Source organism: Pantoea allii (assembly GCF_002307475.1).
Taxonomy (GTDB): domain Bacteria; phylum Pseudomonadota; class Gammaproteobacteria; order Enterobacterales; family Enterobacteriaceae; genus Pantoea; species Pantoea allii.
Window position 1 is genome coordinate 38,776 of record NZ_NTMH01000017.1, and the last position, 13,853, is coordinate 52,628.

Sequence of the window (13,853 nt, forward strand, 5' to 3'; positions counted from 1 at the left end):
CATAACCTCAACGGCGAGCGAAAGCTCGCCGTTATTGTTTTAAAACCAACGTAATGTTTCGCGCAGGCTGACCACGCTACCCACGATAATCAGACTGGGGCTGGTAACCTGTTGCGCTAAATCGCTGAGCGCTTGCAGCGTACCGGTGATAACGCGTTGGTCTGTGCTGGTGCCTTTCTCCACCAGGGCTACGGGCATATCGGCGCGCATGCCGTGATGAATAAGCTGTTGCTGAATTTCTGCTGCCTGCGTGAGGCCCATATAAAACACCAACGTTTGCTGTTCTGCCGCCAGCGTCTGCCAGGCCAGTGAGCCCTGCTTTTGCAGATGGCCAGTGACCAGCCGTACGCTTTGCGCATGGTCGCGATGGGTGAGGGGAATACCGCTGTAGGCGGCACAGCCCGATGCTGCCGTAATGCCGGGCACCACGCTAAAGGGGATCTGATGCTGTGCCAGAATCTCCAGCTCTTCACCGCCCCGGCCAAAGATAAAGGGATCGCCACCTTTCAAACGTACGACCCGTTTACCGCGCTGGGCCTGCTGGAGCAACAGCTGGTTGATGTCATCCTGGGGCACGCAGTGGTGACCTGCACGTTTACCCACAAAGACGCGTTCCGCATCACGACGCACGAGATCGAGAACGGCATCGGAAACCAGCCTGTCGTAAACGATCACATCCGCCTGCTGGATCTGCTGTAAACCTTTGAGCGTCAGTAACCCCGCATCGCCCGGCCCTGCACCGACCAGCACCACTTCACCTTGTGTTCGCCGATCCTCTGCGAACAGGGTTTCGGTTAGTTCATCTGCCCGTGTGTTGTCGCCATTCGCCAGGCTTTGCGCCAGCCTGTCGCTGCTAAAAAAACGTTCCCAGAAGTGGCGACGTTGCGCCATCGCGGTGAACTGCTTTTTCACCCTGCTGCGCAAGGTTCCGGCTCGCTGGGCCAGTTTTCCCAGGTGCTGCGGCAACATCGCCTCCAGCTTTTCACGCAGAAGCCTTGCCAGCACGGGGGCCCGACCACCGGAGGACACGGCAATCATCAGCGGCGAGCGGTCAATAATGGAGGGCATGATGGCACTGGCCTGCTCGGGTGCATCGACCAGATTACAAAAGATTTGCTGCGTTTCAGCCACGTCGGCGACCTGTTGATTAATCCCCTCATCGTTGGTGGCCGCGACGACCAGCCAACAGCCCGCCAGCCAGTCCGGGTGAAATTCACCGTGTATCAAGGTCAGCTCTCCCGCTTGCGCCCAGTGCTGAAACGCAGAAGAAAAGGTCAGTGCGCCCACGCTGAGGCTGGCCCCGGCGGCCAGCAGCAGCCGGGCTTTACGCTCGGCGACGTCGCCGGCACCCACCAACAGGCAGCGTTTGCCTTGCAGGCGACAAAAAAGGGGAAAATAGTCCATAGCCAGTCCTGCTAAAAGCCCGTATTCACGGGCTGGCTTGAGAGGGATAAACGATGATAATCGTTTTGGGGAACAGGTGGCGCTAAATCCGCGCGGGCAGTGCCTTAACCTCAACCTGGCCTGCATTGACGCGGACCGGATACACCGGCACAGAGCGTGATGCATCCTCCATGCAGTATCCATCACGCAGGCGGAAACGCTGTTTTTTCAACGGGCTGGCGACCCACAGTTCGCCCTGATGTTCACCGATAATCCCGCGAGACAGAACGCTGGCGTCTGCAAAAGGGTCAAGGTTACTGAGAGCAAATACGCGATCGTCAGCGCTGGGGCGGAAGACGGCAATCTGATGACCACTGACCCAAGCACAGACGCCGGTGGCAGGCAGGATCTGCGCTAACGGGCAGACGCGGGTCCATTCACTCATAGTGTGTTCTCCTCGATTAGCGTGACGGCGATACGCTCATCCGGGCGCGCCGGACGATGCTGAAGGCGTTCGGCAACGACCTGAACGTTGGGATCGCGCTGAGGTGTATTGATGAAATGGGCAAAACGCACCAGGCCTTGCGGGTCCTGCAGCGCCGTTTGCCACTCACATTCGGCGCTGGCGCGCAGAATGCTCAGATCCTGTTCGAGCTGCGGGTTAAGCCCTAAGCTGTCATCAACGATGACGCTGCGCAGGTAGTCGATACCACCTTCAAGGCTCTCCAGCCACAGGGAGGTCCGCTGTAACCGATCGGCGGTGCGGATATAAAACATCATAAAGCGGTCCAGATAAGCAATCAGCGTCGCGTCATCAAGGTCTGCCGCCAGCAGATCGCCATGACGCGGTTTCATGCCGCCATTACCGCACACATACAGGTTCCAGCCTTTTTCCGTCGCGATAACCCCAACATCTTTGCCCTGGGCTTCGGCGCATTCACGGGTGCAACCCGACACGCCGAACTTCATTTTATGCGGCGTGCGAATGCCTTTATAGCGGTTCTCCAGCATGATGCCGAAGCCAAGGCTGTCACCCACGCCATAGCGACACCAGCTGCTGCCTACACAGGTTTTTGCCATACGGAGCGCTTTGGCATAGGCCTGACCGGTTTCAAATCCGGCGGCGATTAACTGCGACCAGATGGCGGGTAAATCATCTTTTTGCGCACCAAACAGGCCAATACGCTGGGAGCCGGTGATTTTGGTGTAGAGGTGATACTGCTGTGCGATGTCGCCAATGACCTTAAGTCCCTGTGGCGTTATCTCCCCGCCCGGTGAACGTGGAATGACAGAATAGGTGCCATCTTTCTGGATATTGCCCAGGAAGTTGTCGTTGCTGTCCTGCAGAGAGGCGTGCTCGGGTTTCAGAATGTACTCGTTCCAGCAGGACGCCAACAGCGAGCCAACAGTCGGTTTACAGATTTCACAGCCATAGCCATGGCCGTGCTTCGTCAGTAGCGCATCAAAGGTTTTAATCCCTTCTACCTTAATCAGGTGATACAACGCCTGACGAGAGTAGGGGAAGTGCTCACATATATGATTACTCACTTCAATGCCCTGATGACTCAGCTCACTGTTCAGGACCTGGGTGATCAGGGGAATACAGCCGCCACAACCGGTGCCGGCTCGGGTTTCGGCCTTGAGCGCGGCGACAGTGTGACAACCGCCTTTCACGGCGTTAACGATATCGCCTTTACTGACATCAAAGCAGGAGCAGATTTGCGCACTGGCAGGCAGCGCGTCCACTCCAATTGAGGCTTTTTCACCGCTGCCTGCGGGTAAGATCAGCGTTTCCGGGTTGGCCGGAAGCGGAATGGCATTCAGCACCAACTGCAGCAGATTACCGTAATCGGCGGTATCGCCCACTAACACCGCGCCCAGCAGCGTTTTGTGGTCCTGACTCACAATCAGTCGTTTGTAGATGGATTTCGCCTCGTCCAGCCAGACAATGCTGCGGGCATCCGGCGTGCAGGCGCGGGTGTCACCAATACCGCCCACGTCAACGCCCAGCAGTTTCAGTTTGGCACTCATATCGGCACCGGCAAACGCATTAGTGCGCCCCAACAGTACATCGCTGGCCACCTGCGCCATTTTATAACCTGGCGCCACCAGTCCATAGGCACGATTGTGCCAGGCGGCGCACTCACCGATGGCGTAGATAGACGGATCGCTGGTCTGGCACTGGTCGTTGATGGCGATACCGCCGCGCGTACCCAGCGTCAGACCACACTGTTTGGCCAGCTTATCCTGTGGGCGGATACCGGTGGAGAACACGATAAAGTCGACATCGAGATGGCTGCCATCAGCGAACAGCAATGTCTTGCCGCCGTTATCATGATGCACAATCTGCTGGGTATTTTTGCCGGTGTGAACCTGCACGCCCATCTGCTCGATCTTATGACGTAACAGCTCACCGCCCTGTTGGTCTACTTGCTCAGCCATTAACACGGGGGCGAATTCAATCACGTGGGTTTCGACGCCCAGATTTTTCAGCGCGCCTGCCGCTTCAAGGCCAAGCAGGCCACCACCGATTACCGCACCGCGCTGGCTACGACGCGAACAGGCTTCAATGGCATTCAGATCTTCAATCGTACGGTAGACAAAGCAACCACTGCCCTCTGCGCCCGCAACAGGCGGAATCCACGGGACGGAACCGGTCGCAAAGACCAGCGTGTCATAATGCACGGCGCGCCCGGTGCTGGAGTGAACCCGCTTTTCATCACGGTTAATGGTCATGGCACGCTCGCCCAGCAGCAGATTGACCTGATGTTTTTCGTAGTAGCCTTCCCGGACAAGGGAAAGTTTTTCAGCGGTATGGTGAGCGAAGTAAGCGGAGAGGTGAACGCGATCGTAGGCGACACGGGGTTCTTCACAAAAAACCGTTAAGGAAAACTGACCAGGCGCGGCTTTATCCATGAGTTCTTCGATGAAGCGGTGACCGACCATGCCGTTACCGATAATGACGACACTGTGATTGCTCATTTTTGCCTCAAATTTGCGATATCTGCGGCTACAATAGCGCGGCTTGTCTGGCGCTTATTGATGTACATCAATCGTAATGCGATATACCTCTTCAGGGTGAGTGTCACGATTCAGCGTCCTGCGCGTTCAGTTCACAAAGTCATCTGGAGCAGGGCAGCGCTAACGTGTTAGCTTTAATCAGTAGCGCTTAACTCATCAGGAGCCAGGTATGACAACCGCACCACTTCGCTGGATCAATAATCTGCGTTTGCCCACGCGTGACGGCCTGTGGCAGATAGAAATTGATGAAGGAAAAATCGCCCGTATTTCGGCACAGCCTCAGCAGATAGCCGCCGACGGCGCAGCGCTGGATGCGGAAGGCGGCCTGGCCCTCGCGCCCTTTATTGAACCCCATATTCACCTGGATACGACGCAAACTGCGGGAGAGCCTGCCTGGAATCAGTCTGGTACGCTGTTTGAGGGCATTGAACGCTGGGCAGAGCGCAAAGCCTTGCTGAGTCATGAAGATGTCAAACGGCGGGCGATGCAGACGCTGAAGTGGCAAATAGCCAACGGCATACAGTGTGTTCGCACCCATGTCGATGTGTCCGATCCTACCTTAACGGCACTCAAGGCGATGCTGGAACTTAAGGCCGAGATGGCGCCCTGGATTACTCTTCAAATTGTGGCGTTTCCACAGGAAGGCATCCTGTCTTATCCCAATGGCGAAGCATTGCTTGAAGAGGCGCTTCGACTCGGTGCCGATGTCGTTGGGGCCATTCCCCATTTTGAGTTCACCCGGGAATACGGCGTGGAGTCCCTGCATAAAACCTTTGCATTGGCTAACCGTTACGACAGGCTGGTGGATGTGCACTGTGACGAAATTGACGATGAGCAGTCGCGTTTTGTCGAAACCGTGGCTGCGCTGGCACACCGCGACGGCATGGGCGCGCGGGTGACCGCGAGCCATACGACGGCGATGCACTCCTATAACGGGGCTTACACATCGCGTCTGTTTCGGCTACTGAAGCTCTCCGGCATTAACTTTGTCGCCAATCCGCTGGTCAATATTCATTTACAGGGCCGCTTCGACAGTTATCCCAAACGCCGTGGCATTACCCGCGTCAAAGAGCTGCTGGAGGCCGACATCAACGTCTGCTTTGGTCACGATGATGTGTTCGATCCCTGGTATCCGCTGGGTACGGGAAATATGCTCCAGGTGCTACATATGGGATTACACGTGTGTCAGTTGATGGGCTATGAACAAATCAATGCCGGGCTCGATCTGATCACCCACAACAGTGCCAGAACGATGAATCTTTCAGGATATGGCATTCAGCGCGGTCATGATGCCAGCTTGATTATTCTGCCAGCGGAGAATGGTTTCGACGCGGTAAGAAGGCAAGTGCCGGTGCGTTATTCGCTTCGTCGCGGAAACGTTATCGCCGCGACACAGCCTGCCAACAGCGCCATCTGTTTAGAACAGTGGGAAGACGTGACCTTTAAACGCTAAAACACGTGGGCGGCGTGGTAACGCCGCCCGACGGGATTAATGCGTGTTGTGACCGTGGGTACGGTGTTTAGTTACCAGACCTAACAGTACGCACATAATAAACACGACCGCGTACAGGCCATTTGCGGTTAACAGCGCGCTGTGAACGCCGCTGTTTTTCACAATTGGTGACGTGACAATAAAGGTCAGCATGGTGCCGACCGTGCCACAGGTCAGGATAAAGTTAACCAGCTTGGGTGAGGCGACTTTGGTTTGCAGCGAGCCCAGGGTAATAATCGTGGTGTAAATCGCACTAGAGCTAAAGCCCAGCGTTAAGATGATCCACCTCAGCATGCCCGCGTCGTGGCTGCTCACGAACCAGTACATCAACACCGTCGCCAGGCCAGCCAGAACCATCAGAATACGTTGCAGATCGAAGAAGCGCAGCAGGAAGCTGAACGCCCACATGCCCACCATATAGGCAGTCCAGAAACTTCCCACCAGTTGGCCGGCATCGTCGATGTTCATGCCCATGACCTTCGTCGCGTACTCGGGCACCCAGGAAATAAAGCCTAACTGACCCAGGATGTAGCATAGCGCCGCGATAGCCAGCAGCAGCACGCCAACGCCCCATTTTTCTTTCTCGACGGTCGGGCTGTTCTCTGGCTTACGCAGCACGGGAAACTCAACAAACAGCGTCATGATGAAAATGCCGACGTAAATCACACCAATGCAGACGTAAACCCAGTACCACGGCAGATGGCGCGCCAGCAGAATACCGGCAAGCACTGGGAAAATGGTGCCTGCCATGCTGAAGAACGAATCCGTGAACAGCAGGCGTGAACCGCGCTGACGGCCTTCATACATGTGGGTAATCAGGAATGTCCCAATCGACATGGTAATGCCGCTGACCACGCCAAGTACGAACATGCACAGTGAAAATACCGACAGATCACGGCTGGTCATTAAGCCGATAACGGCTAATACCATGAGTACAAAGCCAAAAATCAGTTGCCGTTTGAGCGGTACAATCACCATCAACCAGGCATTAAGGAAAACCGCAGCCAGAATGCCGCTGTTCAGGAAGGTGAAGGTGTTACCCATACTGTCGATAGGAATCTGGAAATCTTTCGCAATATCGCCCATTACCATGCCGGTGACAATCACCAGTGCGCCGGTAAGCGCGTACGAGAGAAAGCTAATCCAGGTAAGGCCGATACGATTACGATTTGTCATGTTCTGAACCTGTTGAGAAGCCGGAGGGCCTGAAGCGTCAGAAATTGTAAACGTAACCGTGATCTTAATAAACTAACAGTGAAAACAGATGTCATTCATTTCATCAATACTGTGATTTTAGTCACGAAGCGGAAGCCGCTTTATTCCAGCTATAGTGCGCATTGTTAGCGTAAATATAGGTAAAACGCTGGCTCTTGTATTACATGCTCTTTACAATCAATATCGTTTTTGAGCTAGCTCTCCAAAGTAAGGAATTACTCATGTTTAAACGTACTTTGACAGCGGCAGTTGCCCTGTTAGCGCTCTCTTCTGTTTCCGTCTCAGCTTTAGCGGCTAAAGGTGATACGCATGTCCTGCTTAACACCTCTGCCGGCAATATCGAACTCGAACTGAATAATCAAAAAGCGCCGGTTTCCGTTAAAAACTTCGTGGACTATGTGAACAACGGCTTTTACAACAACACGATTTTTCATCGCGTGATTCCTGGCTTTATGATCCAGGGTGGTGGCTTCACCAGTGAAATGCAGCAAAAGCAGACCAACGCGCCGATCAAAAACGAAGCGGATAACGGTTTACGCAATCTGCGTGGCACTATCTCTATGGCGCGTACCGCCGATAAAGACAGCGCAACCAGCCAGTTCTTCCTGAACGTTACTGACAACGCTTTCCTGGATCATGGTCAACGCGATTTCGGTTATGCCGTGTTTGGTAAGATTGTAAAAGGCCAGGACGTCGTGGACAAAATCTCTCAGGTGCCGACCAAAGACGTGGGTCCCTATCAGAATGTCCCTATCAAGCCCGTGGTCATTCTGTCGGCTAAAGTTTTACCCTAATTCGGTGTAATGCCATCTCGTCTCCGGCAAAGGGGAAATTTGCTCTTATACTTAGGGCAAACCTGAGCAGGAGGCGGTATGGCAAACACACTCACAGATAAACAAAAAGCAGTGCTCTGGCAACAGCGGCGACATGCCAGCTATCGGGCAAGTTGCCGACTCGAAGGCTTTACCCTGACAGAACCTGAAATCAAGGGTGAAGATGCAGAAGAGCGCCTGGCCTCACTGAGGAGGCAATATGGCTGCTAATACTGCCGTTACTCAGGACCCCTACCTGTGGCAAAACGACACTGTGTTGAAAAACCGTCTTGGTATTCACGATGCGACGCAGCTACGTAAAGCCGAGTTAAGCTTCAGTGCCGCACGACTCGCCACGCTTGAACTGGGCCCGCGCAACGCCGGATTACCCTATCTTTGCCATATTCACCGTACGTTGTTTCAGGACGTTTACAGCTGGGCTGGCGAACTGCGTACGCTCGACATCTGGCGCGACGAAACCCCTTTCTGCCATTTTGAGTACATCGAAAAAGAGGGGAATGCGCTACTGGCAGCACTGGAAGACGAGAAGGGCCTGGCCGATCTCCCTCTGGCTGATTTCGCGAAGCGGATTGCCTGGTACTACTGTGAAATCAATATGCTGCATCCCTTCCGCGAAGGTAACGGCAGGGCGCAGCGTGTTTTCTTCGAGCAGTTGGCTCTGCATGCCGGCTACCTGCTGGCATGGGACAGTCTGAGCGCGGAAGCATGGGTTGCGGCAAATCAGGCCGGAGCGTCCGGTGATGTGCAACTGCTTGAAAAGGCTTTCGCCAGCATCGTCAGTGAAGCCAAAGCTATCTGAACCGTTGCAGCATAAGGGAGACGCCAGCAGTGTGCCTCCCTGTGCGACATGGGCTTTCCTGCTTCCCCGCATCACACTCACCCTGAACAGCATGGTAAGATGCCGCTCTGACATCACTCTGGATGCCGAGCGATTCGCGCATCCTTCCGGTCTGCCTGAAACCATAACCATGATGCTGCTTATTGATAACTACGACTCGTTTACCTGGAACCTCTACCAGTATTTTTGCCAACTGGGAGCCAACGTACGGGTAGTGAGAAATGATGCCATCACTCTTGATGAGATGTGCGCCCTGCCGCTGAGCCATTTGGTGATCTCGCCCGGCCCCTGCACGCCCGATCAGAGCGGTATTTCGTTGCAGGCCATTCGCCACTTCGCCGGTCGTCTTCCGGTGTTAGGTGTTTGCCTGGGTCATCAGGCCATCGCTCAGGTTTTCGGTGCGCAGATCGTGCGTGCCCGCAATGTGATGCATGGTAAAACCTCGGCGATACAGCACAATGGTGGTGGTGTGTTCCGTGGCCTTAATCAGCCGTTGACCGTGACGCGCTACCACTCTCTTATCGTTAAAGCGGATACGCTGCCTGATGAATTTGATGTCACGGCCTGGAGCCTGCGCGATGGTCAGCCGGATGAGATTATGGGGATTCGCCATAAAACCCTGGCGCTGGAAGGCGTGCAGTTTCACCCCGAGAGCATCCTCAGTGAGCAGGGGCACCTGCTGTTAGCTAATTTCCTGAATCAGTGAAGTTGTGTTTGCCTTTAAGTGATTTTTTATGCATATTTCATGATTATTATTTCATCTTGACTCAACGAACCAGTTAACGAGGTTGTCAATGGCAGCGGAAAATATGGCGGTAACGCGGGAGACGTTCGATCAGGTTATTTTGCCTGTTTATGCACCTGCACAGTTTGTACCGGTAAAAGGCAAAGGGAGCCGGGTCTGGGATCAGCAGGGCAAAGAGTATATCGACTTCTCTGGCGGGATTGCCGTCACCGCACTGGGCCACTGTCACCCGGCGCTGGTTGAAACCCTGAAGAAACAGGGTGAAACCTTGTGGCATACCAGCAATGTGTTCACCAATGAACCTGCGCTGCGGCTGGCCAGTAAACTCATCAACGCGACCTTTGCGGAGCGCGTCTTTTTTGCTAATTCCGGTGCGGAAGCCAATGAAGCCGCCTTTAAGCTGGCTCGCTATTATGCCTGCAAACGCCACAGCCCGTTTAAAAGTAAAATTATCGCCTTTCATAATGCCTTTCACGGCCGGACGCTGTTCACCGTCACGGTGGGCGGACAGCCAAAGTATTCCGATGGTTTTGGTCCGAAACCCGCCGATATCGTTCACGTGCCTTTCAACGACCTGGATGCGGTAAAAGCCGTCATTGACGATCATACCTGCGCGATTGTGGTGGAGCCGATTCAGGGCGAGGGCGGTGTGATGCCGGCCACGCCAGCGTTTCTGCAGGGCTTACGTGAACTGTGCGACAAACACCAGGCGCTGCTGGTACTGGATGAAGTACAAAGCGGCATGGGCCGTAGCGGTAAATTGTTTGCCTATGAGCACTATGGCGTGACGCCAGACATTCTGACCTCGGCGAAGGCGCTGGGCGGTGGTTTTCCGGTCAGTGCGATGCTGACCACGAATGAGGTGGCCTCAACCATGGCACCTGGCGTTCATGGCACCACCTATGGCGGAAACCCGCTGGCCTGTGCGATTGCAGAAACCGCGCTGGATATCATCAATACACCAGAGGTGTTGAATGGCGTGGAAATCCGTCGTCAGCAGTTTGTGGAGGCCCTTAAGGCGATTGATGCGCGTCACGATCTGTTCAGCGATATCCGGGGTAAAGGTTTACTGATTGGTGCAGCCCTGAAACCGCAGCATGCGGGCAAGGCGCGCGATATCCTGAATGCGTCAGCCGCAGAAGGCGTGATGGTGCTGGTGGCCGGGACCGATGTGATGCGCTTTGCGCCATCGCTGATTATCGAGCCTGCCGATATAGAAGAGGGCATGACGCGCTTTGCCAACGCGGTAGAGAAGGTGCTGTCGGCCTGAGTTATTTCCGGCGCAGACTGCGCATCAGCCAGCGGCCATGATGAGGCCGCTGGTTCCAGGCCAAAGATGAGATCGTGTGCATCACTTTCAGATGATCAAGAATGCGCCGGACGTGCTGCTCCAGCACCGTAACGGGCCCCTCGTTAATATCTTCAACGCCCTGCAGCAGATCCGTCTGCGAACTTTCCCCATCATATTCCAGTCGTTGCTGGCAACGTTGCAGTGCAATCTCGCACCATTGCAGATAGTGCTCGGCCAGCGTGGGTGGCAGCATGGTGTGTTCGCGCGCCAGAATTGTCATGGCATTGATGTGTTCAACAATAAACTGGCAGTGCGTGACCCATAAGCGCATATCCTGCAGGTAGCGTGAGTTAAATCCCGGCTCCTGCATCGCCTGATTCAGGGAATTAAACACCGCGTTATGGGCCTGGTTGACCTTAATCCGCTGGTAAGCCAGCTTATCTGGAGACTGCTCCGGGCCGAGTAACATCCGCAGTGCGTCCTGACAGGCCTCCAGTGCATCATGCGCATTCTGACGCAACAACGCGCTCTGCCACTGCGGCCACAGCCATAACATGCCACCAAAGGCGATCAGGCAACCCATCAGCGTATCCAACAGGCGGGGCAATAAAAACTGTGCCCCGTTAAGGGAGAGCAGTTGCAGCGTATAAACGGCCGTGACCGTAAATCCTACCATCGACCAGCCGTAAAACTGTCGGGTAAAGCGATAGCTGATAAAGGTAATGGCCAGCATGATACTCAACACCAGCGGTTCTGGCACATCCAGGCGCAGCGAGGCTGCCGCAATGACCAACCCGGCAAAGGTGCCCAGGGCCCGGTGCTGGATACGAACCCGGGTTGCACTGTAGTTGCTCTGGCTGACAAACATGATTGTCATCAAAATCCAGTAGGGCTTTGGAATCGAGAAAAACACCGCCAGGGCGCTGCCCAGCATCAGCATGACGGCAAAACGACCGGCGGTGCGCAGCGCGGAAGAACGCAACGACAGATAGCTTCGCAGCGCGGGCAGCAGCGGCAAACGACGCTGGCGATCGGCCATCAGGTCACGTTGATAAAGCGGCTTTTGGGTACGAAGTACCCGGGCGATGCGGCTGAAATGATAGAGGCAGAAGTTACCCACCGGATTGTCCGGATGCTGGCGGGCGATTTTTTCCAGCGCACCCAGCTGCTTGTCCATATCAAAACGGCTGGAGAGTTGGTGATACAGAATATCGTCGGCCAGCTCGCGCAGTCGGGCTGAAATCGTCCTGGCATTCCAGCGGATGACGGCTTCCGCATGGCTTTGTTCCACCAGCTTCTGGACTTCTTCCGGCTGATGCAGGCTGACGGAGATATGTTCCTGTAAATCCAGCGCCACCTGAAATGCCCGGGTCAGACGTTTATGGCTGTGATCGCGGCTTGCGGACAACATATGCATCTGCTGGTAGCAGGTGTTAATCAGGTCGACCGCTTTTTGCTGACGCACCAGCAGGGGCGGCAGGGCTTTTTCAGGATCGGTAAGCTGCGTCAGCAAGCTGTACTTTGCGTCACAGTAATTTGCCAGCTCACGGTAGATTAAACTCAGGCTTTCGCGCATCGGCTGCTCTTTCCACAGCCAGAACCAAAACCAGTTGAATAATCCGTACCAGAGCGTACCGCCGATATACAGCAGCGGGGGCACGTAAATGGGCATACGACCAATCAGGCTGATGGTAAAAATCGCGGCAATCAGCGTACCGGGCAGCAGTCGGGCGTGCAGCGGGCTGATTTCACCGGTGACGCCAAGGAGTAACGGCATCGCAAACAGAATCAACGGCAGAGGGACGTCTTTGAGCAGTAGCCACTGCATCAGCAAACTGCCAAAGGCAAACAGGCTGCCGCCAATAATCAGGCGCTTAAAGAAACGTTTGTGCGGTGTATCCAGGCCAGCAATATTGCAGCAGGCGGGAACTAATGAGAACAGCAACCCTTTTTGCAGATCGCCAAACAGCCAGCCGAGCGCGACCGGAAGGCACAACACCAGAGTCTGGCGCAGCGCATAGTTAACTTCGGGGTGATAAATTATTCTTCGCCACATGGGCTCAACACAAGATATTCACGGCATAATGTTGCCATCACGCCGTGAATAATAAGGCTTAGCGGGTGCCGTAAACAACGATGGTTTTGCCGTGTGCGGAGATCAGATTCTGATCTTCCAGCATCTTCAAGATACGGCCCACGGTTTCACGTGAACAACCAACGATTTGGCCAATTTCCTGACGAGTAATTTTAATTTGCATGCCGTCAGGATGCGTCATGGCGTCAGGCTGTTTAGCCAGGTTAAGCAACGTCTGTGCAATGCGTCCGGTGACATCCAGGAACGCGAGATTTCCCACTTTTTCTGACGTCACCTGGAGACGGCGCGCCATCTGTGAAGAAAGACGCATCAGAATATCCGGGTTAACCTGGATGAGCTGACGGAATTTCTTGTAGGAAATTTCTGCTACTTCGCACGCCGTTTTCGCACGTACCCAGGCGCTGCGTTCCTGACCTTCTTCAAACAGGCCAAGCTCACCAATAAAATCGCCTTGATTCAGGTAAGAAAGAATCATCTCCTTGCCTTCTTCATCCTTAATCAGTACCGCGACGGAACCTTTCACGATGTAGTAAAGCGTTTCGGCTTTTTCACCTTGATGAATCAGCGTACTTTTGGATGGATACTTGTGAATATGGCAATGGGACAGGAACCATTCAAGTGTAGGGTCTGTTTGCGGTTTGCCGAGAACCATTCGCTATTATCCTCTATTGTAATCGTGCCCAAAATACAGGGCTCTGTTTCCCTGCCAGGCGATGAAAGCGTTAAGCGTGTTTCCATTCAGGAAATTATTCGGGCTGCATTCGGCGCAGAGCGCATAATTCTTCCCGGCTTCATCTTCGGATGACGAAAAAATATTTTCAGCACTGTTTGTAGCACAGCTTTCGCCGACTGTCTTGTGTTGTCTCGCTTCAGCAATGAGGCTGATTTCTCTGGATTGCTGTTTACCAGGCAAAAGCGTACTCTGGCGCAAAAACAGGGT

At 54.3% G+C, this 13,853-nt stretch carries 13 protein-coding genes; 6 read left to right on the forward strand and 7 right to left on the reverse strand.

Going from position 1 to position 13,853, the window contains the following annotated elements; all coding sequences use genetic code 11:
- Nucleotides 1-39: 39 nt before the first annotated feature.
- The 3 genes from cysG to nirB form a co-directional block, all read right to left on the reverse strand.
- The gene (gene cysG / locus CMR03_RS05950; protein ID WP_096011071.1) at nucleotides 40-1,404 is read right to left on the reverse strand and encodes a siroheme synthase CysG; all 1,365 of its coding nucleotides are present in this window, start codon (nucleotides 1,402-1,404) and stop codon (nucleotides 40-42) included.
- Between the two features lie 82 nt (nucleotides 1,405-1,486).
- Nucleotides 1,487-1,828, reverse strand: coding sequence for a nitrite reductase small subunit NirD (gene nirD / locus CMR03_RS05955; RefSeq protein WP_063877499.1), 342 nt, complete (start codon nucleotides 1,826-1,828; stop codon nucleotides 1,487-1,489).
- Nucleotides 1,825-4,365: a nitrite reductase large subunit NirB gene (gene nirB, locus CMR03_RS05960; RefSeq protein ID WP_096011072.1), complete on the reverse strand. Its 2,541-nt coding sequence runs from the start codon at nucleotides 4,363-4,365 to the stop codon at nucleotides 1,825-1,827. The genes nirD and nirB overlap by 4 nt, the downstream gene beginning before the upstream one ends.
- A gap of 208 nt (nucleotides 4,366-4,573) precedes the next feature.
- Between nirB and CMR03_RS05965 the strand changes: the two genes are divergently transcribed.
- Nucleotides 4,574-5,857, forward strand: a complete 1,284-nt coding sequence (locus CMR03_RS05965) for a cytosine deaminase (RefSeq protein WP_063877497.1) — start codon at nucleotides 4,574-4,576, stop codon at nucleotides 5,855-5,857.
- A 36-nt stretch (nucleotides 5,858-5,893) separates the two neighbouring features.
- On the opposite strand, the gene tsgA is transcribed toward CMR03_RS05965, so the two are convergent.
- The gene (gene tsgA, locus CMR03_RS05970; RefSeq protein ID WP_063877496.1) at nucleotides 5,894-7,072 is read right to left on the reverse strand and encodes an MFS transporter TsgA; all 1,179 of its coding nucleotides are present in this window, start codon (nucleotides 7,070-7,072) and stop codon (nucleotides 5,894-5,896) included.
- 260 nt (nucleotides 7,073-7,332) lie between these two features.
- Between tsgA and ppiA the strand changes: the two genes are divergently transcribed.
- The 5 genes from ppiA (at nucleotide 7,333) to argD (ending at nucleotide 10,797) form a co-directional block, all read left to right on the forward strand.
- Nucleotides 7,333-7,905, forward strand: a complete 573-nt coding sequence (ppiA, locus tag CMR03_RS05975) for a peptidylprolyl isomerase A (protein ID WP_063877495.1) — start codon at nucleotides 7,333-7,335, stop codon at nucleotides 7,903-7,905.
- Between the two features lie 78 nt (nucleotides 7,906-7,983).
- Nucleotides 7,984-8,154: a YhfG family protein gene (locus CMR03_RS05980; protein WP_074180980.1), complete on the forward strand. Its 171-nt coding sequence runs from the start codon at nucleotides 7,984-7,986 to the stop codon at nucleotides 8,152-8,154.
- Complete coding sequence (locus tag CMR03_RS05985) at nucleotides 8,144-8,743, forward strand: putative adenosine monophosphate-protein transferase Fic (RefSeq protein WP_096011073.1); 600 nt, start codon at nucleotides 8,144-8,146, stop codon at nucleotides 8,741-8,743. Before CMR03_RS05980 ends, CMR03_RS05985 begins: the two co-directional genes overlap by 11 nt.
- Before the next feature lie 169 nt (nucleotides 8,744-8,912).
- Nucleotides 8,913-9,488: an aminodeoxychorismate synthase component II gene (locus CMR03_RS05990; protein ID WP_096011074.1), complete on the forward strand. Its 576-nt coding sequence runs from the start codon at nucleotides 8,913-8,915 to the stop codon at nucleotides 9,486-9,488.
- A gap of 88 nt (nucleotides 9,489-9,576) precedes the next feature.
- The gene (gene argD / locus CMR03_RS05995; protein ID WP_063877492.1) at nucleotides 9,577-10,797 is read left to right on the forward strand and encodes a bifunctional acetylornithine/succinyldiaminopimelate transaminase; all 1,221 of its coding nucleotides are present in this window, start codon (nucleotides 9,577-9,579) and stop codon (nucleotides 10,795-10,797) included.
- A gap of 1 nt (nucleotide 10,798) precedes the next feature.
- On the opposite strand, the gene CMR03_RS06000 is transcribed toward argD, so the two are convergent.
- Genes CMR03_RS06000 through CMR03_RS24950 form a run of 3 tightly spaced genes read right to left on the reverse strand, consistent with a single transcriptional unit; the run spans nucleotide 10,799 to nucleotide 13,844 of the window.
- The gene (locus CMR03_RS06000; RefSeq protein WP_063877491.1) at nucleotides 10,799-12,874 is read right to left on the reverse strand and encodes a YccS/YhfK family putative transporter; all 2,076 of its coding nucleotides are present in this window, start codon (nucleotides 12,872-12,874) and stop codon (nucleotides 10,799-10,801) included.
- Between the two features lie 58 nt (nucleotides 12,875-12,932).
- Entirely contained in the window at nucleotides 12,933-13,565 is a 633-nt protein-coding gene (gene crp / locus CMR03_RS06005) for a cAMP-activated global transcriptional regulator CRP (RefSeq protein WP_000242758.1), read from the reverse strand.
- A 6-nt stretch (nucleotides 13,566-13,571) separates the two neighbouring features.
- A complete protein-coding gene (locus CMR03_RS24950; RefSeq protein ID WP_141248552.1) occupies nucleotides 13,572-13,844 on the reverse strand; it encodes a hypothetical protein in 273 nt (90 codons plus the stop codon).
- Nucleotides 13,845-13,853: the final 9 nt, after the last annotated feature.